The organism is Pseudomonas sp. P4_D7 (assembly GCF_056401755.1).
The window spans coordinates 44,651-64,079 of sequence record NZ_JBFUIR010000040.1 but is presented as its reverse complement, the minus strand read 5'-3'; the positions used below and the strand labels follow the sequence as shown (position 1 = coordinate 64,079).

The following is a 19,429-nucleotide window of genomic DNA, read 5'->3' as shown; positions in this document are numbered from 1 at the left end:
GTTATGCACAGACCCACGCATCCCTGGCCGATCACCGCCACGAACGAGAGCGCTGGGACGAGCCGTTCACCCCACAAACCAACTGGTGGGCAGCCGCTGCGTCGGGCATTCGCGCCTCGTTCATTCTGGTTGTGCTCGGCAGTTACTGGGTCGCCACCGCATGGCCAAGCGGCGCGACGATGACGCTGATTGCCGCCGCTACCGTGGGCCTCTCCGCCGCTACGCCGAACCCCAAACGTATGGCATTTCAAATGGCCTGCGGCACGTTTCTCGGCGCGCTGATCGGCTTCGTCGAGATGTTTTTCATCTTCCCGTGGATCGATGGTTTCCCGCTGCTGTGCGTGATGCTCGCGCCGGTGATCGTGCTTGGTTCGTTCCTCACGTCGCGGCCGCAATACGCCGGTGTCGGCCTAGGTTTGCTGATCTTCTTCAGCACCGGTTCGGTGCCGGACAACCTGACCATCTACAACCCGTACACCTTCATCAACGACTACATCGCCATGGTCATGGGCATGCTGGTCTGCGCGGCGGCGGGGGCGATTATCCTGCCGCCGAACAGCCGCTGGTTGTGGAGGCGTCTGGAGCAGGATCTGCGTGGCCAAGTGGTTTACGCGATCAGCGGCAAGCTCAAAGGCCTGGCGTCGAGTTTCGAGAGTCGCACCCGTGATTTGCTGCATCAGGCTTACGGTCTCGCGGCCGGGCAGCCGAAGGTGCAGAAGAACCTGCTGCGCTGGATGTTCGTGGTCCTGGAAGTCGGCCACGCGATCATCGAGCTGCGCAAGGAGCAGGCGATTTTGCCGGTGCACCCGGCCTATGCCGAATCGCAACCGTGGCGCCAGGCGATCCGCGTAATGGGTCGCGCGCTGGTGCGGCTGTTTCTGCAACCGAACGCCAGCAATCTCGAACGCGCACTGGTCGCTGTCGATCATGCGATCAGTCGCGTGGCGGCGACCGATGAGCCATTCGCGCCGCACTTCGATACCTCAGCATTGCGTCGGGTGAAGAGCTATCTGCACTTCATCCGCACTTCGCTGCTCGACCCGCAATCTCCACTCGCTGCCTACGCCATCGCCAAGCCCGAAGGACTTGCCCATGCCTCGTGAAATCGCCTTCCACGGCGTGTACATGCCGACCATGACCTTGATATTTTTCATCGCTGCGGCACTGGCCTGGGCGGTGGACCGCTTCTTGTCCGGGTTCGATCTGTACCGTTTTTTCTGGCACCCGGCGCTGCTGCGTCTGAGTCTGTTTACCTGTCTGTTCGGCGCCATGGCGCTGACTGTCTACCGTTGAGAACATCGTGATGAAAAAGTTTTTCAGCCTGCTCGCAACCCTGTTGGTGCTGGCCCTGGCGTTGTGGATCGGCCGCACGCTGTGGGAGCACTACATGAACACGCCGTGGACCCGCGATGGCCGGGTGCGCGCCGACATCATCAACGTCGCCGCCGACGTTACCGGTGAAGTGATTGATGTGCCGGTGCGCGACAACCAGTTAGTGAAGAAGGGCGATCTGCTCATGCAGATCGACCCCGAGCACTACCGCATCGCGGTGAAACAGGCGCAGTCGCTGGTCGCCTCGCGCAAGTCGACGTGGGAGATGCGCAAGGTCAACGCCCATCGCCGCGCCGATCTGGACAACCTGGTGATCTCCAAGGAAAACCGCGACGACGCCAGCAACATCGCCGACGCCGCGCTGGCCGATTACCAACACGCGCAGGCGCAACTGGAAGCCGCCGAACTCAACCTCAAACGCACCGAAGTACGCGCGGCGGTCGACGGTTATGTGACCAACCTCAATGTGCATCGCGGTGATTACGCGCGCATCGGCGAGGCGAAAATGGCCGTGGTCGACATGAACTCGTTCTGGGTTTACGGCTTCTTCGAAGAAACCAAACTGCCCCACGTCAAAGTCGGTGACAAGGCCGACATGCAGTTGATGAGCGGCGAAGTCTTGAAGGGCCACGTGGAGAGCATCTCGCGCGGCATTTATGACCGCGACAACCCGGAAAGCCGCGAGCTGATTGCCGATGTAAACCCGACGTTCAACTGGGTACGACTGGCGCAGCGGGTGCCGGTGCGCATTCACATTGATGAAGTGCCGGAAGGTGTGCTGCTGGCGGCGGGGATTACCTGCACGGTGGTAGTGAATCAGAGCGCTGTGGATAACTGATGAACCGAGTCGCTGCCATTCGCGAGCAAGCTCGCTCCCACATTGGATCTGCGGCGCAACCAGGATCCCTTGTGGGAGCGAGCTTGCTCGCGAAGAGGGCAGCTCGGTGTCTCAGAGAATGCCGAATCTTCAATCAGCACAAAACGTCTCCTGCAAATGCAGCCACAACACCCGCCCGGTTTCGAGTTTTTCAAACACCACGGTCGAACGCCGATCCGTGTGCACACCGCTCGCATCGCTCTGCTGTTCGCGGTAACTCACGGTCGCGCCGCGCTGATGCAAGGCAATCACACGTAACTCACTGAGCTGGATTCTGAAACCTTTCTTCTGTCCGCCTGCGGCTCGGAACAGCAGGCGCAAGGCATCGACATCCAGGGCTCGGCCCAACGGCGTCACCATGGAAAAGCGTGGCGAAAAACGCGCCAGCAAGCGCTGCAGCGCGGCGTCATCTTCTTCTACGGCAAACCATCGTTCGATGGCTTCGTGCGCCTGGATCACTTCGTCCAGGTAGGGCGTGGCGTCGTTCATGCAGTTTTTTCCTCAAGGGTAGTCGGGTTCAATAGCGCGAGCACGTGGGCCGAGTCGAAACGCAGGACGGCGACCATCGGCAACAGCGTGAGCAGCGCGGCAGCGATAAAGCAGGCTTGGAAATCAACACCGCCCAAGGCGCCCAGCAGTGAGCCGAGCAGCGCCGCCGCGAGGCAGAAACCGAGTTGGCGATTGATGTTCCACAGGGCACTGGAGTGGCCCATTTTTTCTGGCGCGATGCCAACAAAGGCCAAGGTCTGCGCGGTGACGCTGCACAGGCTACCGCCCAGCCCCATCAGGGCATAGGCAATGATCAGCGGCGTGCTGGCGGGTTGTTCGCTGCGCATCAGCAAAACGATGCCCAGGCATTGCACGAGCATGCCGGCGCTGAGCAATGGCTTGGGGCCGAGGCGGTTGAAGCTGCGCTTGCCAAGCATGATCGCCACCCCCGAGCCGACTGCCCACGGCAGCATCAGCGCGCCGGTTTGTGCCGCGCCGACACCGAGGTTGTGCAGGTACAGCACGGCTATCATGTGGGTGCCGGTGAACACTCCCGGCACGCACAGGTAGATCAGCATCGCCAGACGCAGCGACGGGTTCTTGATCAGTTGCAGATCGAGGATCGCGCCGGGTTTGCGCCAGCCATCGCGCAGGTAAATGCACAGGGTCAGAAGGCTTAGCAGCAGGGCAACGATGCCGAGGTTACGGGTGTCGGCGTCGCTCAACAGACTGATGGCGATCAACAGTAAACTTAGCGCCGAGGCTGCCAGCAGCAGGCCGCGCGCGTCCAGCGTCGGGCGTTCAGTCAACGGTTGATCGGCTTTCAACCAGAGCAGGCCAAGCCCAAGTGCGAGCAGTGTCACCGGCAGATTCAGGTAAAAAATCCAGCGCCAGGATAACGCCTGAACGATCAGTCCACCGGCCGCCGGCGACAGTGCCGGCACCAGCAGCGCCACCAGCAACACCACTCCGGTGAAGTGCGCGCGTTGCGTCGCCGGGAACTGTCGATACGCCAAGGCCTGGCCCACCGGCAGCAGCAGTCCGCCACCGAGGCCTTGCAGCAGTCGCCAGGCAATCAGGCTTTCAATCGATCCCGCCTGCGCCACCAGTGCCGAGCCCACACCGAACAGCAGCAGCGAGGCGAGGATCAAGCGCCGCTCGCCAACCCGGGTCGCCAGCCACACGCTCAATGGAATGATCAGCGTCAGGCCCAACATGTAGGCGTTGCTGATCCAAGCCAGTTGCGTCACCGAGGCGTGCAATTGTTGCGCGATGTCGGGGTAGGCGATGCTGGCGACGAACATGTTCAGCAAGTCGAGCGCGAAGCCCAACAAATACACCAGCGCGACTTTCGAGCGATAAGCCATGGCAGCTTCCCTGTGATGAGACGTGCAGGGTAGGGCGCTTCTGGTCATAGGAAAACGCTGGTTTGGCTGCTAGTTTGTCAAAATCATTTTGACAAAGAGTGCCTTGGATATGGTCAGTCTGGATCGGTTTGACACCTTCAAAGCGGTGGTCGAGGCGGGATCACTCACGGCTGCTGCCGACACATTGGGGCAAACGCGCGCCGTGGTCAGTTTCAACCTCAAGCGCCTGGAGGAAGAACTGGGCGTGACCTTGCTCACCCGCAATACGCGGCAACTGGCGCTGACCGATGCCGGTGAGCGCTTTTATCGACGCTGTTTGCGCACATTGGATGAAGCGCGGCTGGCGATCGAAGAGGCGCGTTCCGAGCATGCACAGCTCAAGGGCACACTGCGTATCACCACGACGGTCGAGTTTGCCTTGGCTCAGGTGGTGCCGGCGCTTGAGGTGTTTCGCCAGCAGCAACCACAACTGAACATTCATCTGTCCACATCCTCGACCCATGCCGATCTGATTTCCGAGCGCTTTGACATGGCGATTCGGCTGGGACGCATGCACGACTCCAATCTGCGTGCGGTGCAGTTGTCGACGTTCGAAATATTTGCCGTGGCGGCGCCAGGGTTGGTCGAACGCTTCGCGCCGGTGGTCACGCTGGCCACGCTGGAGTCGATGCCGACCCTGGGCCATGGGCGAGTGCCGGAGTTGACGGTGACCGATCCGGCCGGTGAGGAACATGTCTACCAGCCAAAACCGGGAACCACGGCCATCGTCGCCGACAACTCGGCGACGCTGCGGGCGTTTGCGTTGACCGGGCAAGGTGTGGCGATTTTGCCGCAATGGTTGATTCAGGACGATCTCGATGCCGGGCGGTTGCAGCGTTTGCTGGTGGATTACCGGTTTGCGCAGCAGGGGGTGTATGCGCTGTACCCGGACACCCGGCATTTGCCGCTGAAAGTGCGGGCGTTCATTGATTTCATGAAAGGCTGGGGATGAGTGTTGGCTGATCTGGCCTCTTCGCGAGCAGGCTCGCTCCCACAGGGGACCTTCGGCATGACAGATATCCAATGTGTGCGAGCCTGCTCGCGAAAGCGTCAACCCGGTCTCAGAGCTTTGCGCGCAACCCGAACCGCTTCATCAATGTCGACTCCAGCAACCCTTTAGGCAACAACGCCGCCAACAACGGCAACGCCCGGCTGCCATTACCAATACGAACCAACCGTGGCGGTTTGCTCTGCTGCACAGCCTTCAACAGTTCAGCGGCAAACTCACTGGCCGGGGTCGGCTTGTCCTGCGACGCCTTGGCCCGCGCGCGAATGCCCTCACGCAGTGGAAACCACGGCGATTGTTCATTGATCAACTGTTCGGCTTCATGCCCGGCGTTCTTGGCAAAACTCGACTGGATTGCCCCCGGTTGAACCTCCATGACGCGAATGCCGAACGGTGCCAGTTCCATGCGCAAGGCATCGCTCAAAGCATGCACTGCCGCTTTCGAGGCGCAGTACGCACCGGCGAACGGTGTGACCAGAACCCCTGAAACGCTGCCGATATTCACCACCAGCCCCTTGGCCCGGCGCAGCACCGGGAACAGCGCGCGGGTGACGCCGACAATCGAAAACACGTTGGTTTCGAATTGACGCTGCATGGCCGCCACACCGCCGTCGAGCAGCGGTCCCATGGCGCCATAGCCGGCGTTGTTGATCAGCACATCGAGGCCGCCGTGTTGCTGGTTGATCCGCTCGGCGAGTTGTTCCAGCGCCGCATTGTCATTGACGTCGAGTTGCACGGCGGTGAACCCGGCTGCCGCCAGCACCGCCACGTCTTCAGTCTTGCGCGCACTGGCCCAGACCTCGAAACCGGTGGCTTTGAACGCGTCGGCGAGGGCACGGCCGATGCCGCTGGAACAACCGGTAATCAACGCAACGGGCATGGCGCATTCCTTGTGCAAAAGAGTGGGGAAGGGGATCAGTCGGAGAAACTGCCCTGCAAACGCTCGGCGCGAAACTCCAGGGTTTGCGGGCGATATCCGGGGCGCAGCGGTGGCAGGGGCAGACAGTCTTCCCATTCGCCACCGGCCTGCAATTCGCCGGGGCCGCGATAGCGTGGCGCGGTGTATTGGTTGTCGGCCAGATTGACCGTGTCGCCCGGCGCGTAGGCAGCGATGCGCCAGCGCAGTTCGGTCAGGGGCACGTCGTTGCCGTTCTTCATTTTCAGTTGCAGCGGACGATCGGCCGGGCATTGTTCGGGGGCGTAGGCAATACGCATCTCAAGGCGCGCCAGTTGCTTGATCTCGCGGTTGTCCAGCCACACCACCCACATGGCCACGAAACCCAGGCCAATCGCCGCCGCCACCGACACCGGCAGGGCCTTGGCCGGGTAGCGCAACAGCAGGATCAACCAGGTGATGACCAGCAGAATGCCGATGAACATGTCGCACAACCTCGAAAAGAGAGAGGGTCATCCTACCTAAGCGTAGGTGAGGTTGGCGATGGGCATCGGGACTTGCGGTGTCTGACCGGGCCTCTTCGCGAGCAGGCTCGCTCCCACAGGGGAGTGCATTTCAAGTGTGGGAGCGAGCCTGCTCGCGAAGAGGCCATTTCAGGCGACACAAAATCATGACAAAAAAAGCACCCGCCCAACCCGCTGCGGATAGGGGACGCAGCGGGCTGGACGGGGGCTTCTTGTTTTATCGATCAGTTATTGCGCGATGGTTTTCACCGACACGCCGCGTTCGATCGGGGTGGAGCGGCCGTAGATATCTTCGAAACGTTCGATATCGTCTTCACCCAGGTACGAACCCGATTGCACTTCGATAATTTCAAGCGGGATCTTGCCCGGGTTGCGCAGGCGGTGCACCGAGGCGATCGGGATGTAGGTCGACTGGTTTTCGCAGAGCAGGAACACGTTTTCATCGCAGGTCACTTCGGCGGTGCCGCTGACCACGATCCAGTGCTCGGCGCGGTGGTGGTGCATCTGCAGCGACAGGCATGCGCCCGGTTTCACCGAGATGTGCTTGACCTGGAAACGCCCGCCCATGTCCACCGAGTCGTACGAACCCCACGGACGGTACACCTCGCAGTGGTTCTGGGTTTCGCTGCGGCCCTGTTCGTTGAGCGTGTTGACCATTTGCTTGACGCCCTGAACCTTGTCTTTGTGGGCGATCATCATGGCGTCTTTGGTCTCGACCACGACGATGTTTTCCAGACCGATCACCGACACCAGTTTGCCGTTGCCGTGGATCATGCAGTTCTTGCTGTCCTGAATCACTACATCGCCTTTGGTGACGTTGCCGTTGGCGTCTTTCTCGTTGACTTCCCACAGCGACGACCAGCAACCGACATCGCTCCAGCCAGCGGTCAGCGGCACGACGCAGGCGCGCTGGGTTTTTTCCATGACGGAGTAGTCGATGGAGTTGTCCGGGCAGCAGGCGAAGGTGGCTTCGTCGAAGGTGATGGTGTCGGCGTCCTGCTGGCTGCGTTCGAGGGTCAGCAGGCAGGTGTCGTAGATGTCCGGGTCGTGCTTTTTCAGTTCTTCGAGGAAGCGGCTGGCGCGGAACAGGAACATGCCGCTGTTCCAGTAGTAACCGCCGGATTCGACGTACTCGGTGGCACGTTTCACGTCAGGTTTTTCGACGAAGTGCGAAACGCGGCTGACGCCTTCTGGCAGCAGCGAATCGCCGGTGGATTTGATGTAGCCGTAACCGGTTTCCGGTTTGGTCGCCGGTACGCCGAACAGGACCATTTCGCCGTTTTCGGCAGCGACGGTGGCCAGGGCCAGAGCACGTTGCAGGGCTTTCTGGTCTTCCAGTACGTGGTCGGCCGGCAGTACCAGCATCAGTTCGTCACGGCCTTCATTGACCAGCATCATCGCGGTCAGCGCTACGGCTGGCGCAGTGTTGCGGCCGAACGGCTCCATGAGAATGCGTTGGCATTCCAGTTTGCGATTGGCCAACTGCTCGTTGACGATGAAGCGGTGATCCTTGTTGCAGACCACGATCGGGGTGTCCATGCCTTCGAACACCAGGCGCTCGAGGGTCTGCTGGAACAGCGTGTGTTCGCCGGTCAGGGCGAGGAATTGCTTAGGGAACTGCTTACGCGAAAGCGGCCAGAGACGCGAACCGCTACCACCTGACAAGATCACCGGAATCATATTGTTTACTCCATAAAATCGATTGGTTAGAGGCACGAACGCTGTGTCGTTTCACTCTTGTTTTTGTCTCGTACCCGAACTGACAACCCGATTCATTGTGGGAGCGAGCTTGCTCGCGAAGGCGGCGTATCAGTCGACACATCTGTTGAATGTCAGACCGCTTTCGCGAGCAAGCTCGCTCCCACAGGGGATATGTGTCAGTCAGGAAAAATGATTAGCGAGTCGATACCGGGCGTTTCACCCAGACTGGCGACAGGCTGCTGCCGCTGCCGGTGACGTACAGCACCGCCGCTTCACCGCGCTCAAGGGCGACCGGCTTCACGTCGCCGACTTTCTTGTCACCTTCGTACAGCGCCAGGCTGACTTTCACCGGGTTGATTTCACGTTCGCCACGGCCCTTGGCGGCCACGTTCGGCACCACGTCGGTCTTGCCGTCGGCAGTCTTCAGGGTCAGCGGCTTGTCGCTGAGGTTCTGTACGCGCACCAGGGATTTCTGCTTGTTCTTGAACGGCGGCTCTTCAATCAATTGCGGCGCGCCGGAAGCGTTGTTGACCAAGGTGTAGTAGTGGTCACCGGCGAGTTTCACCGGCAGGGTCTGGCTGCCAACTTTGGCGCTGTAATCACCGCCCGGCATGAAGCTGAAGTCACTGCTGGCCAGTGGCGCAACGTCGCTCAGGTTGGTGCTGCCGACAGTGGCGCTGACTTCAGCGTTGCTGGCGTTATAGACACGCACAAAGGTCGAGCCTTTCGGTGCGGTCGGGCCGTACAGCGCGGCGTCGCCACCGGCGAAGGCAGGCACGGAAAGCACGCTGAGGCCAGCAACCAGTGCGAAGCTTTTAGCGAGACGACGAGGAGTAGTAGTGAAAGTCATGGTGTACCTCTCTTTCAGTTTTGCGCCCGATCGGGCGTCTCGGATTTAGTGTTGATGGCTACGTTTTGTTGGCGAGCACCGGCTTGTTTAAGCTCTGCGACCCACTGCGGGTCGGCGTCGCCGATTTCGTTGTTCACAGGCAGATAACGTTCAGGAAACTCCCAGATCAGCACCTGTGGCGGGCTGTTCTTGAAGTCATCGCTTTTCAGGTAGCTGAGCATCGGCAGGATCGGGCCGTGGCCGTCTTCGGCGTAGCTCACCACGTCGCTGTGCAGCGCTTGTTTCAGCGCACCGACGAAGTTCCAGTTGGGGTTGGCGCTGTAGCTGGTGCCGACCAGTGCCACCGGCACTTCATTGCTGGCGAACAGCGCGTCGTCACCGGCAGGCTGCTCGCCAGCCGCGACGGTATTGCGCTTTTGCAGCGGCTCTTGCGCCGGCATCAGGTTTTCGAACAGCGGATCGAGCGGCAGGAACAGACGCAGGTCGCCCTTGTGCGTGACCTTCTCGGCTGGCGTGGTGACGAAGCGCTGCGGCTCGCCGCTGAGCGGGAACTTGTCGGCGATGGTTTTCGCCAGGGTGTTGGCGGCGATCTCGGCGCCTTCCGGCGTCCAGTGGGTGTCAGTCCGCAGGAACACTTGCTGACCGTTCTGCTTGGCCTGTTGCAATGGCTTGAGCAGGTCCGGGGCGAGGATCTTGTCGGCCGCCACACGTTGGTGGAAATCCTGATAGAGGTTTTCGTGGATGCTCGCCGGTTTCACTTCACCCAGATGCTCCGGGTACAGACGAACCTTGGCCGGCACGATCGCCATCACCAGTTTCACGCCTTTCGCTTTCAGGGTCTGGCGTACGCCTTCGACCAGCGCGTAGTTGCCTTGCAGGTTCAGCTCTTCGTTGACGATCGGGTTGAATTCCTCATCGCTGTACAACCACTGATCGCGACCGAGCACCACGCCCGGACGACCTTCGTTGAACAGTTTGAAATCCAGCGCGGCCCAGAGATTGGTGCCCAGACGCTTGATCGGGAATTCATCGTCGTAGTGGGTTTCCACAGCCTTGGTCCAGCGACCGTTGAGCACCGTAGCGTCGGCATTGGTGCTGAAACCGAAGAAGCTGCGAACCGACCACAAACCAAGGACCAACAGGGTCACCAGGAACAGGGCAATGTAGAAGATGCGTAATGAGCGGGTCATGTCAGATCCCTCAGAACTGGAAGTAAAGGAACGGCGAGAAGCTTTGCGCCGAGAGTTTGAGAATCGAGGCGATGAACAGCAGCAGGATCAGACCGCGCATCACGTAACGGGACCAGTCCGCCGTCCAGTAAGCCGGCTGCACCTGGGCTTCGACGCCGACGGTGTAGCCAGGTTCATGGATGCTCGCCGGGTTTTCGCCGGGTGCGGCTTTGATCATTCCCGGGGTCGCGGTGGCAGGGCCGTTGGCCTCGACGTTGACTTCAGGCTTGGTCTTGGCTGGCGGCTGATTGGTGTACAAATCGCGCAGACCGAAGAACGCCAGCGTCACGTACGCAACAACCAATGTCGCCACTTGCAGGCCGGTGAGGCTGGCCTGATTGAGTTCCGACAGCGACCAGTCGCCAAAGCTGAACATCGCGCCGTACATGCGCCCGGCAACGTGCAGGTTCTCGGCACGGAAAATCACCCAGCCCATGACCACCAGCAGGAAAGTCAGCGCCCAGCGGATCGGGTTGAGGCTGCGCGGCGAGGTGTTCAGGCCCAGCGCTTTTTCAATCGCCAGCCACATGCCGTGCCACGCGCCCCAGACGATGTAAGTGATGTTCGCGCCGTGCCACAGACCACCGAGGAGCATGGTCAGGAACAGGTTGCGATAGGTCATCAGCGTGCCTTTACGGTTACCGCCGAGGGTGATGTACAGATAGTCACGCAGCCAGGTCGACAGGCTGATGTGCCAGCGGCGCCAGAACTCGGTGATCGACTGACTGATGTACGGCTGCTTGAAGTTTTCCATGAAACGGAAACCCATCATCAGGCCCAGACCAATCGCCATATCGCTGTAGCCGGAGAAGTCGAAATACAGCTGCGCGGTGTACGCCAGCGCGCCAAGCCAGGCATCGCCGGTGGTCGGGTTTTGCAGGGCGAAGCAATGGTCAGCGACCACCGCGAGGGTGTCAGCGATGAAGACCTTCTTGATGAAACCCTGCATGAACCGCGTGCAGCCCTCGGAGAACTTGTCGAGGGTGTGCGTGCGGTTGTTGAACTGGTCGGCGAGGTCGCGGAAACGCAACACCGGGCCGGCGATCAAGTGCGGGAAGATCGCTACGAACGCGGCGAAGTCGATCAGGTTGCGCGTGGCCGGGGTGTCGCCGCGATACACGTCGATGATGTAGCTGATCGACTCGAAGATGTAGAACGAGATACCGATCGGCAACAGCACGTGGGTGAGGATGAACGGCTCAAGACCGACCGAGGTCATCATCGCGTTGATGCTGTCGACACCGAAGTTGGCGTACTTGAAGTAGCCGAGGATGCACAGGTCAACCGCGACGCCAAGCAACAGCCAGCGCTGCGCCGGTTTGGTCCGCACACCGGCGGCACCGACTTTAAGGCCGATCCAGTAGTTCCACAGCGTGACAGCTGCGAACAGCGCGAGGAAGTCCACACGCCACCAGGCGTAGAACACGTAGCTGGCGATCAGCAGCAGCAGGTTGCGATAGCGTTGCCCGCTTAAGTAGTACAAGCCGAGAAAGATCGGCAAGAACAGAAACAGGAACACGTTGGATGAAAATACCATCCCGATCTCTCCATGTTTGAACCAACAGTCAAGGGCCAAAGCCCCCCCAAACCCCCCGTGGTCGTGGAGGGGTGAAACGGTGTTTCTGTCAGGGTTGTGCCGGGCCTTGAAAACTTGCCCTCACCCCCCGCCCTCTCCCGGAGGGAGAGGGAGCCTGATCTCCATGGTTTTCAAAAATGGAGATCGACTCGGTATTTCTGTGCAGCCTGATCTCGATTGTTTTTCAACACCTGAGATCAACTCGGTATTTCTGTGCCGCCTGATCTCGGTTGTTTTTCAACACCTGAGACCGACTCGGTATTTCATTTCGGCGTAACTCGCACAGCCACCTCGGTCAGTCCCCTCTCCCTTTGGGAGAGGGTTAGGGTGAGGGGCTTTTGCTTTATGAGCCTTTGTTGCCCTTCTCATGCGACGGGTCGTAGACCTTGGTCAGATCCCCACCCAGGCGGAAAGTCTTGAACGGCTGCATGCCGTGCTTCTTCTCGATCACATCCGGCGCACAGGTGTAGAGCGTGCAAAACGGTTCGAGCCAGGCGAATTTCATGTCCTCTTTCAGATCGGTCATGTCCTGCTCTTTGCCGTTCTTCTTCTCGAACTCATCCGGGTCTTTCACCCCCGACAACACTCGATCACCGAGACGTTTCAGCGCGCCGTTGTTTTCCTGACGCAGATCGACACCGTTGACCTGGGCGAAACTGGCGATCATCGCCAGCGGCGGCAGGGCGTAGTTGTGATAGGCGAGAGCGCGTTGCTGACGCTTGAGTTCGTTCGGCAGGAAGCCGTCGGCATCGACTTGATTGACGCCAACCTTGTATTCCTTCACTGCCCAGTCAAACAGGTCGCGGCGGTTGGTCGCGACCGAAGTCGCCATCACCGACCAGGCGGCCCAGTACGAGTGGTTGTTGGTTTTTTCCAGCGGCAGGTTGTCCCAGTCGCTGACGACCTGATCGGCCATTTTGCTGAACCACGCCTCGATCAACTGCGCCTCCTGCTGATGCTGCGCCAGCGGGTGCGAGTCGGAGAACTTCAGACGAATGTACGAAGAGGCCATGCTGCCCAACGCCCATTTGCGCATCGACTTGCCGGTGTGGTTGAAGTCTTTCGACATCAACGCATCGGCCTTGGCCCACGCGGTCAGCCAATTCAGCGTGCAATCGAGTTGCTCCGGGCGACCGTCGCGCATGAACTGCATCACCCGTTTGGCGGTGCCGCGTTCCAGCGTGGTGATGTCTTTGGTGGTGTCGCGAAAGGCTTTTTCCGACTGCACGTTCAGCGTTGCGCGGGCCTTGTCCGAACCTTCGTATTTGCTGCGAAATTGCAGCGGCCCGGTGTACGGCGTCGGCATCGCATCGCAGCCTTCGCTTTTGTCACCGGTCTTGAATTTATCCACAGGCGCAAAATAGCCCTGAGGTGGACGCAGTGGCGCGGCGGCCTGCGCGGTGCCGGCGAAGATTGCCAGCCCGAGCAGCGTCGGCGCTAAAAGAGTTTTCAGTTTCGAGTTTCGCATAGCAGACCTCATTGCCCGACCTGAGCGGTTTGTTGCCCAGCGCCCGGGAATACGTTGCGTTTGCAGATTTTCGCTTCGACTTTCTGTGGCGCGGTGCCCGCTTCCGGGCCCTGGACTTCGACCGCCAGCAGGTTTTGCGAGGCCCAGTCTTCGTCCGTGCGCAGCTCAAAGGCGAAACGACCGTCGGTGTCGGAGGTTTCCGGTTTCTCGATCTTGATGTCCTCGTGGCGACCGTTCATGTACCAGAGGGTGGCTTGCAGGGTTTTCACCGAAGGGTCGGCGAAGCGGATGTCGACCTGATGGCTGCTGTTCTGCAGGTTCAGGTTCTTGCTGTTGACCAGCAGTTCTTGTTTGCTGCCCGGCTTGAGCGTGGTGCTCGCGGACATTTGCGCGTCTTTGCCTTCGCAGCCGTTGTCGAGAAGAGACATCATCTGGCGATAGATGGTTTCCTGGTCGAGGCGGTACAGCGGCGAGAATTCCCAGATGAGAATTTTCGGCGGGGTCTTCTGGAATTCGTCGCTGCCGAGGTACTGCAACATCGAACCTTCCAGACCACCGCCGGGGAAGGCGACGTTGAGAATGTCAGCGCCGATGGCTTCTTCGAGGAAGCCGGCGAAGTTGTAGTTCTTGCCGCTGTGCGAGGTGCCCACAAGGGTGATTTGCGGGTTGCCGGAATCACCGAACAGGTCGCCATCGCCAGCCTCACCTTTCGGCTCGGTGGTGAACTGGTCCATGTACTGGATCGCGTAACTGGTGCCGCACAGTTGCCCGGCCATGTTGTGCAAGGTACCGGTCTTGCCCATGCGCCCGGAGCGCTTGGTTTCGAATTCACGCTTGGGAATGTCGGCGAAGGCCGGGATCTGCTTGACCTTCTCGGCAACGATTTTCGCCGTGCGCTGTGCGCCGTAAGGGGTCCAGTGCTGGTCGCCGCGGAAGTAGAAATCGTGGGCGGGCAGGGTGTCCGGCAGCGATTCGTTGGTCAGCGGCGACAGATCCGGCACCACGTAACCCATCTTGGCGAAACGGCCGAGCATGGTTTTGTAATTGCCCAGCGCTTTCTCGTAATCGAACGCGGCTTTTTCCTGCGGGTTGAGCTTGTTGCGGTTCACCAGGCCACGGGTCGGCTGGTAAACGATCACCAGCTCTACGCCTTTGGCTTTGAACGCATCGTGCAGCTGTTGCAGGCGTTTGTAGCCGGCCGGGGTGGTGTTGAACTCGGTGCGCAAATCTTCCTGAGTCCGGAACAGCCAGTCGCCTTGCGCCTGCACCAGGGTGGTGAAGTTTTGCTGATAACGCGTGGTGTAGTTCTTCGCGTCATGGGCGGCCGGGCACAGGTTGCAGCACGGTTCGGCGCTGAACTTCGGCGGTGTGGCAGCGGCGCCTTCATCGGCGCGCGCACCGTTGCTGGCCGCGAGAATGCCCACGGTCAGGGCCGACAGGCTGAGTAATTTGATCAAGTGTGGGTGCATAAAATTATCCTCAGTCCTGCATTTCGGTCTGGCGTTCGACAGGGTCGATCAGCACGGCTTTCTGCTGGCGCACCAGCAGGTCGAGAATTTCATCCTGGCGCTCGCCGAGGATGCCGTTGAAGCTGATGCCGCTGGATTTGGTCGGCGCCAGCATCGACACGCGATACAGCTCGACACTCAAAGGCGAATCGATCGACAGCGGGCCGCTGCCATTGGCTGCCAGTTCACCGCCAACGACGATCAGCGACACCTGTGCATCGAACGGGTCGAGCTTGATGTCACGGTCGGTGTCGGTGAGGTCTTTGATGTGGCCGTAGACACCGGTCAAACCGTTGGCCATGGCGACGTTTTCGTAGAGGCGGATGTTTACGCTGTTACGAATGCGGATGCCGTGGCGCTTGTTGCTGATGACCTTGTTGCCCCACAGCAGGTTGTCGGCAGACTCGTAGAGGGTGATGCCGTCGGTGTGGTTCTTGTAGATCTCGTTGTAGGCAATGATGTTGTTGACGCTGTTACGGTCGATCACCAGGCCCGAGAGGTGGTTGTCGAAGCTCTTGTTGTTGAAGATGAAGCTGTCGTTGACCTCACGGGAAATAATGATCCCGTGCTTCTTCTTCGTACCGTACACGGTGTTCTCGGCAATGATCAGACCGTGGGAACGGTCGTGCGGGTCGATGCCGTAGACGATGTTGTCTTTGTAGGTGTTGCCCTTGACCACGAAGTCGCGGGTCTCGTAGCAGTAGAAGCCGTACCACATGTCGGAGAACTCGGAACCGACGATCCAGCCGGTCGGTTCAGGACGCTTGAGCACCTTGGCCATGTTCGGCGTGTACTGGGAAATACTCACGCCGTAGGACTTACTGTTGGCGTAACCGAAACTGGCCATCTTGCTGTTGACGATGTAGGTCTCGGTGCCACCCCAGGCGAGCAGGAACGGACGGAATTCCTTCGGCGAACGGAAGGTCGCCGGGCCGTTGTCCTTTTCGCGCCAGCCGGTGACTTTGGTGTCACGCACAAACAGTTGGCCGTCGTTGACCAGGAACGAACCGGCCTCTTGCGACAGGCGCAGTTCCTGGGTCTGACCGTCGATTTCGAGGATGCCTTTACGGCCGACGACGATCGGCAGCTTCGACAGGTACACGCCCGGCGAGGTCTCGCTGAAGTACTGCTTGGGCAGTTTCTGCGCCAGGTCCTTGAGGTTCATGTAGCCGTCATCGACGAAGATCGCCTGGGGGATGCCGTGCTGACGCACCACCCATTCGGCCATCTTGTTGTCGCCGCCGATAAAGTCCTTCAGCGCGTCTTCCTGCATCATCCGGCGCACGCTGACTTTGCCTGCTTTGCTGCGGACGATTTTCGCCGCAGCGGCTTCGGCGGTGTAGCCGGAAATGTCCGGTAGTTTCGGCGCGGCCAGGTTCAGCGCCTCCGTCGGCGCGCTGCTGACGGTGTAGGTTTTTGCTTGCTGCAATTCCTTGGCAGTCGTCACCGGCTTGGCCGGTTCGACAGTGGCGAAGGCGCCAGCCGAGGCCAGCAACATCGCGCCGGCCAACAGGCTGAGCGAGCCTTTCCTTGCATGGTGCATGTCGGGCACTCCCTTGGCGGTTTGCATCAGAAGCGCCAGATCACGTCGATGAACGCGCGGTGCATGTACGAATCAACCTGCTTGCCGTAGGCATCGCCCGGTTTGAACACACCGCCACGGAAACGCACCAGGGCCGATGGCTCGTCGATCGACTGGCTCAACGCCGCCGGCAACAGGCCTTGCTTGAAGTACTTGGTGACGACCAGGTCCATCTCCTGACCCAGATCCTTGTTGCCGTCTTCAAGCGGCAGCGAGGTGCTGGAAAGGATCGCGCCGGTGGCGTCGTCGGTGTTGTTTTCCACGGCGTTGATGCCGTTGCTGCCCACCGGTTTGTTGCCGTCGACGCGCCAGAACTTGTGGTAGATCAGGCTGGCGTCGTACTCGTCGTTGACCATCCACGAACCGAACAGGGTGGCGGTCTGCATGTTGTTCATTTCGCCACGGAAGGCTTCACCGAAACGGTGCACACGCGAACGAGTACCGGTGTAGTTGGAGCGGTTGCTCTCCAGACCGTTCTGTTCGTAATCGGCGCTGGCGCGGGCGTAGGCACCGCCGACTTGCCATTGCGGATCGAGGCGCAGGCGTACGCCGATGTCGGTGGCCCAGCCGTTGACGTCATCACTGCGCTTGGCTTGTGCCGGACGCGAGCCATCGGCGTTCAAGGCGTTGACCGTATCGCGGTCGCCGCTCATGCCGGTGATGCTGCCCCAGTAGTTGACGGTGTTGGTGTTGCGCCAGTTGTAGGCGTCGCTGTCGGCGGTCAGGCCGAGCCAGCTGATGTCGCCGTTCTCGGTTTTATCCAGCGAATCGCGCGCTACGCCCGGCTCGGCGTAATCGAGTTTGCCGTCATCATGAGTGTGGTGACCGCGAATGCCGACCCAGTTGCCCGGCGTCCACTGATAGGCGGCATCGGCGTAGGCGTGCAGGCGATCCTTGTCTTTCGGCGCCAGCTCTTTGAGGTCGGTGCGGTATTCGCTGAAGCGTTCGGCGACACCGGCGTTGGCGCGCAACAGGGTGGTGTCGAAGGTCCAGTTCAGCGCTTCGATGTTGGTGTCGCGCCATTGGCCGTCGTCATTGCGCAGGCGCTGGCGACCGAACTTGAGCATCTCGCCCGGGTACGGGGTGAGGCCGCTGTAACCGACCCAGAACTCGCGCATCGCCAGGTAGTTTTTCTTGGTTTTGCGATCACTGTTGTCGGTGGCTTGTTCACCGTCGGATTGTTGCAGGGTGTCGGTTTCGATGATGTCGGTCGAGGTCACGGCCTGGCCCATGGCGTAGGCGCTCCACGCGCCGCTTTCGCCGTAGATCCACGGACGCAGGTCGAGGCCGACGCCGTTGACGTCACCGCCCTTGGCGGTGCCGAGGTCACGGTCGTCTTCGGACTGGCCGGTGACTTTCACTTCGAGGCCGAAGTTCTTGGTTTCAGTCATCGCTGCCAGTGTCGGGCAAGACCAGATCAGCGCGAACGAAAGGCCAATGCCGGCCTTCACGAATGGATTCAACTTCATAATTTTTCCTCGCCGTCTTCTTCTTGCAGGGCGTGCAGTTGCAGCGTGTTCGGGTTCAGAGCGCCACGGCTGGCTTGCTCTTGTTGCAGCAGACGTTGGGCTTCGGCCAGACGCTCGGGCGGCAGTTGCGCGGCGAGGGTGGTCGCCAGCTCATCGGCTTGCGGAGTGTTTTGTGCTTTGGCCAATTGGCTGAACACGTAGGCGTTGAGCGGGTCGGGCTTGGTGCCTTTGCCTTGGGAAAACAGCTGGGCGATGGCGAAGTCGGCGCTGTTCTGGCCGTTGCGCGCAGCGGTCAGCAGGTGGTCGAGGGCTTTCTGCGGATAGACCTTGCCGAGGTAGCCACGGCGATAGATCTGGCCGAGGTAGTAGTCGGCGGCGACTTCGCGCCCGACGGCTTTCTGGAAATGTTCTTCGGCGACTTTGGCGTCGGCCGGGACCAGTTTGCCTTCGTAGTAGAGCTTGCCCAGCAACAGCTCGGCGCGTGGCTGGTCGGCGGCGCGGCCGTTGTCGAGGTACTTCATCATCTGGTCGACGTCGCCCAGTTCCGGGTAGTCGTAGAGCAGTTGTGCGAGGGTCACCCACGACGCCGGGTAACCCGGAGCGATCGGCTCCAGCAGCGACTGCGCGGTTTTCTCGTCAGTCTTGCCGAGGGTCGAATCGGCCAATACACGGGCGACGGAATCGACACGCTGCGCGGTGACCGTGCCACGGCTGTAACCGGCCTGCATCTGCTTGATCAGCTCGGCCTGTTGCTCTGGCTGGGCACGTTTCTGATAGACCGTGGCCAGTTCGACGTAGCAGATGTCGGTGGTGTTGAGCGCGGCTTTGCAGATCTTTTCCACGTCATCCAGGTGCTGGTCGTAGGTGCCTTGGGTGCGATACAGCAGCACCTGCGCCAGACCCGCTTCCGGGTAGCCGGATTTGCGCCACTGATCGATCTGCTGCTGGGCGTTGATGTTGGGGAAGCTGTGCGGGTATTGCAGGTACAGCATCGCCAGCGGGATCAACGTGTTGCCTTCGCCATTGGCGGCGGCTTTTTTCAGCAGGCTTTCGGCTTCGTGGTGCTCGGCTTCGGTGGAGCCCGGCTTGGCCACCAGCAAACGGCCGAGACGGGCCTGAGCGCGCGGCGAAACACTGGCAGCGGCGCGGTAAGTCGCTTCGGCCTGTTTCATTTGCTCAGGGTCGCGGCTGTCGACCTGGATATCGGCGAGGCCGACTTGCGCTTCGCTGTAACCGAGATCGGCCAGTTGCTGATAATTCTGCGCGGCGGTGGCGGTGTCGCCACGTTTGAGCGCTTCGTTGGCCAGACGCTGATCGGGCAGGCCGGCGCAACCGGCGAGACTCACCGCCAATGCCAATGCGCACACTGAACCCATGTGGGAGCGAGCTTGCTCGCGAAAGCGGTGTGTCAGTCGGCACTGAGGCTGAATGTCAGAATGCATTCGCGAGCAAGCTCGCTCCCACAGGGTTTGTGGTGTGCTTGAGATGGGTGGAGTAGTCACAGGCATATCCTCGAC

At 60.4% G+C, this 19,429-nt stretch carries 17 protein-coding genes; 4 read left to right on the top strand and 13 right to left on the bottom strand.

The features are described 5' to 3' along the window. From AC1DVF_RS22165 to AC1DVF_RS22155, 3 genes are all read left to right on the top strand, one after another. A partial coding sequence (locus tag AC1DVF_RS22165; RefSeq protein ID WP_477783140.1) for an FUSC family protein occupies window positions 1-1,103 on the top strand: 1,103 nt, incomplete at its 5' end. Then, entirely contained in the window at window positions 1,093-1,293 is a 201-nt protein-coding gene (locus tag AC1DVF_RS22160; RefSeq protein WP_477783139.1) for a DUF1656 domain-containing protein, read from the top strand. The genes AC1DVF_RS22165 and AC1DVF_RS22160, both read left to right, overlap by 11 nt. Window positions 1,294-1,303: 10 nt before the next feature. Next, complete coding sequence (locus AC1DVF_RS22155) at window positions 1,304-2,170, top strand: efflux RND transporter periplasmic adaptor subunit (protein WP_038357606.1); 867 nt, start codon at window positions 1,304-1,306, stop codon at window positions 2,168-2,170. 129 nt (window positions 2,171-2,299) lie between these two features. Here the strand turns inward: AC1DVF_RS22155 and AC1DVF_RS22150 are convergent, their stop codons facing one another. Then, a complete protein-coding gene (locus AC1DVF_RS22150; RefSeq protein ID WP_477783138.1) occupies window positions 2,300-2,698 on the bottom strand; it encodes a DUF4440 domain-containing protein in 399 nt (132 codons plus the stop codon). Next, entirely contained in the window at window positions 2,695-4,065 is a 1,371-nt protein-coding gene (locus AC1DVF_RS22145) for an MFS transporter (RefSeq protein ID WP_477783137.1), read from the bottom strand. Before AC1DVF_RS22145 ends, AC1DVF_RS22150 begins: the two co-directional genes overlap by 4 nt. A 109-nt stretch (window positions 4,066-4,174) precedes the next feature. On the opposite strand from AC1DVF_RS22145, the gene AC1DVF_RS22140 reads away from it, so the two are divergent. Beyond that, window positions 4,175-5,056, top strand: a complete 882-nt coding sequence (locus tag AC1DVF_RS22140) for a LysR family transcriptional regulator (protein WP_477783136.1) — start codon at window positions 4,175-4,177, stop codon at window positions 5,054-5,056. 109 nt (window positions 5,057-5,165) lie between these two features. Here the strand turns inward: AC1DVF_RS22140 and AC1DVF_RS22135 are convergent, their stop codons facing one another. From AC1DVF_RS22135 to algK, 11 genes are all read right to left on the bottom strand, one after another. Further along, the gene (locus AC1DVF_RS22135; protein WP_414926646.1) at window positions 5,166-5,990 is read right to left on the bottom strand and encodes an SDR family oxidoreductase; all 825 of its coding nucleotides are present in this window, start codon (window positions 5,988-5,990) and stop codon (window positions 5,166-5,168) included. Window positions 5,991-6,025: 35 nt separating this feature from the next. Beyond that, window positions 6,026-6,490 (bottom strand): multidrug transporter, encoded by a 465-nt coding sequence (locus tag AC1DVF_RS22130; RefSeq protein ID WP_122609540.1) that lies wholly within the window; start codon window positions 6,488-6,490, stop codon window positions 6,026-6,028. A gap of 267 nt (window positions 6,491-6,757) precedes the next feature. Then, window positions 6,758-8,209, bottom strand: coding sequence for a mannose-1-phosphate guanylyltransferase/mannose-6-phosphate isomerase (locus tag AC1DVF_RS22125; RefSeq protein WP_007914094.1), 1,452 nt, complete (start codon window positions 8,207-8,209; stop codon window positions 6,758-6,760). Window positions 8,210-8,423: 214 nt separating this feature from the next. Continuing rightward, on the bottom strand, window positions 8,424-9,080 hold the full coding sequence (locus AC1DVF_RS22120; protein ID WP_007914291.1) for an alginate O-acetyltransferase AlgF: 657 nt from the start codon (window positions 9,078-9,080) through the stop codon (window positions 8,424-8,426). 14 nt (window positions 9,081-9,094) lie between these two features. Continuing rightward, window positions 9,095-10,270, bottom strand: a complete 1,176-nt coding sequence (locus tag AC1DVF_RS22115; RefSeq protein ID WP_186624995.1) for an alginate O-acetyltransferase — start codon at window positions 10,268-10,270, stop codon at window positions 9,095-9,097. Window positions 10,271-10,280: 10 nt separating this feature from the next. After that, window positions 10,281-11,846 (bottom strand): MBOAT family O-acyltransferase, encoded by a 1,566-nt coding sequence (locus AC1DVF_RS22110; protein ID WP_093436261.1) that lies wholly within the window; start codon window positions 11,844-11,846, stop codon window positions 10,281-10,283. A gap of 382 nt (window positions 11,847-12,228) precedes the next feature. Beyond that, a complete protein-coding gene (locus tag AC1DVF_RS22105) occupies window positions 12,229-13,353 on the bottom strand; it encodes a mannuronate-specific alginate lyase (protein WP_093436266.1) in 1,125 nt (374 codons plus the stop codon). A gap of 8 nt (window positions 13,354-13,361) precedes the next feature. Then, window positions 13,362-14,822: an alginate O-acetyltransferase gene (locus AC1DVF_RS22100; protein WP_038357618.1), complete on the bottom strand. Its 1,461-nt coding sequence runs from the start codon at window positions 14,820-14,822 to the stop codon at window positions 13,362-13,364. Between the two features lie 10 nt (window positions 14,823-14,832). After that, the gene (gene algG, locus AC1DVF_RS22095) at window positions 14,833-16,404 is read right to left on the bottom strand and encodes a mannuronan 5-epimerase AlgG (protein WP_460130880.1); all 1,572 of its coding nucleotides are present in this window, start codon (window positions 16,402-16,404) and stop codon (window positions 14,833-14,835) included. A 26-nt stretch (window positions 16,405-16,430) separates the two neighbouring features. After that, complete coding sequence (locus AC1DVF_RS22090) at window positions 16,431-17,912, bottom strand: alginate export family protein (RefSeq protein ID WP_099758055.1); 1,482 nt, start codon at window positions 17,910-17,912, stop codon at window positions 16,431-16,433. Beyond that, window positions 17,909-19,420, bottom strand: coding sequence for an alginate biosynthesis TPR repeat lipoprotein AlgK (algK, locus tag AC1DVF_RS22085; RefSeq protein WP_477783135.1), 1,512 nt, complete (start codon window positions 19,418-19,420; stop codon window positions 17,909-17,911). The genes AC1DVF_RS22090 and algK overlap by 4 nt, the downstream gene beginning before the upstream one ends. Window positions 19,421-19,429 lie beyond the last annotated feature (9 nt).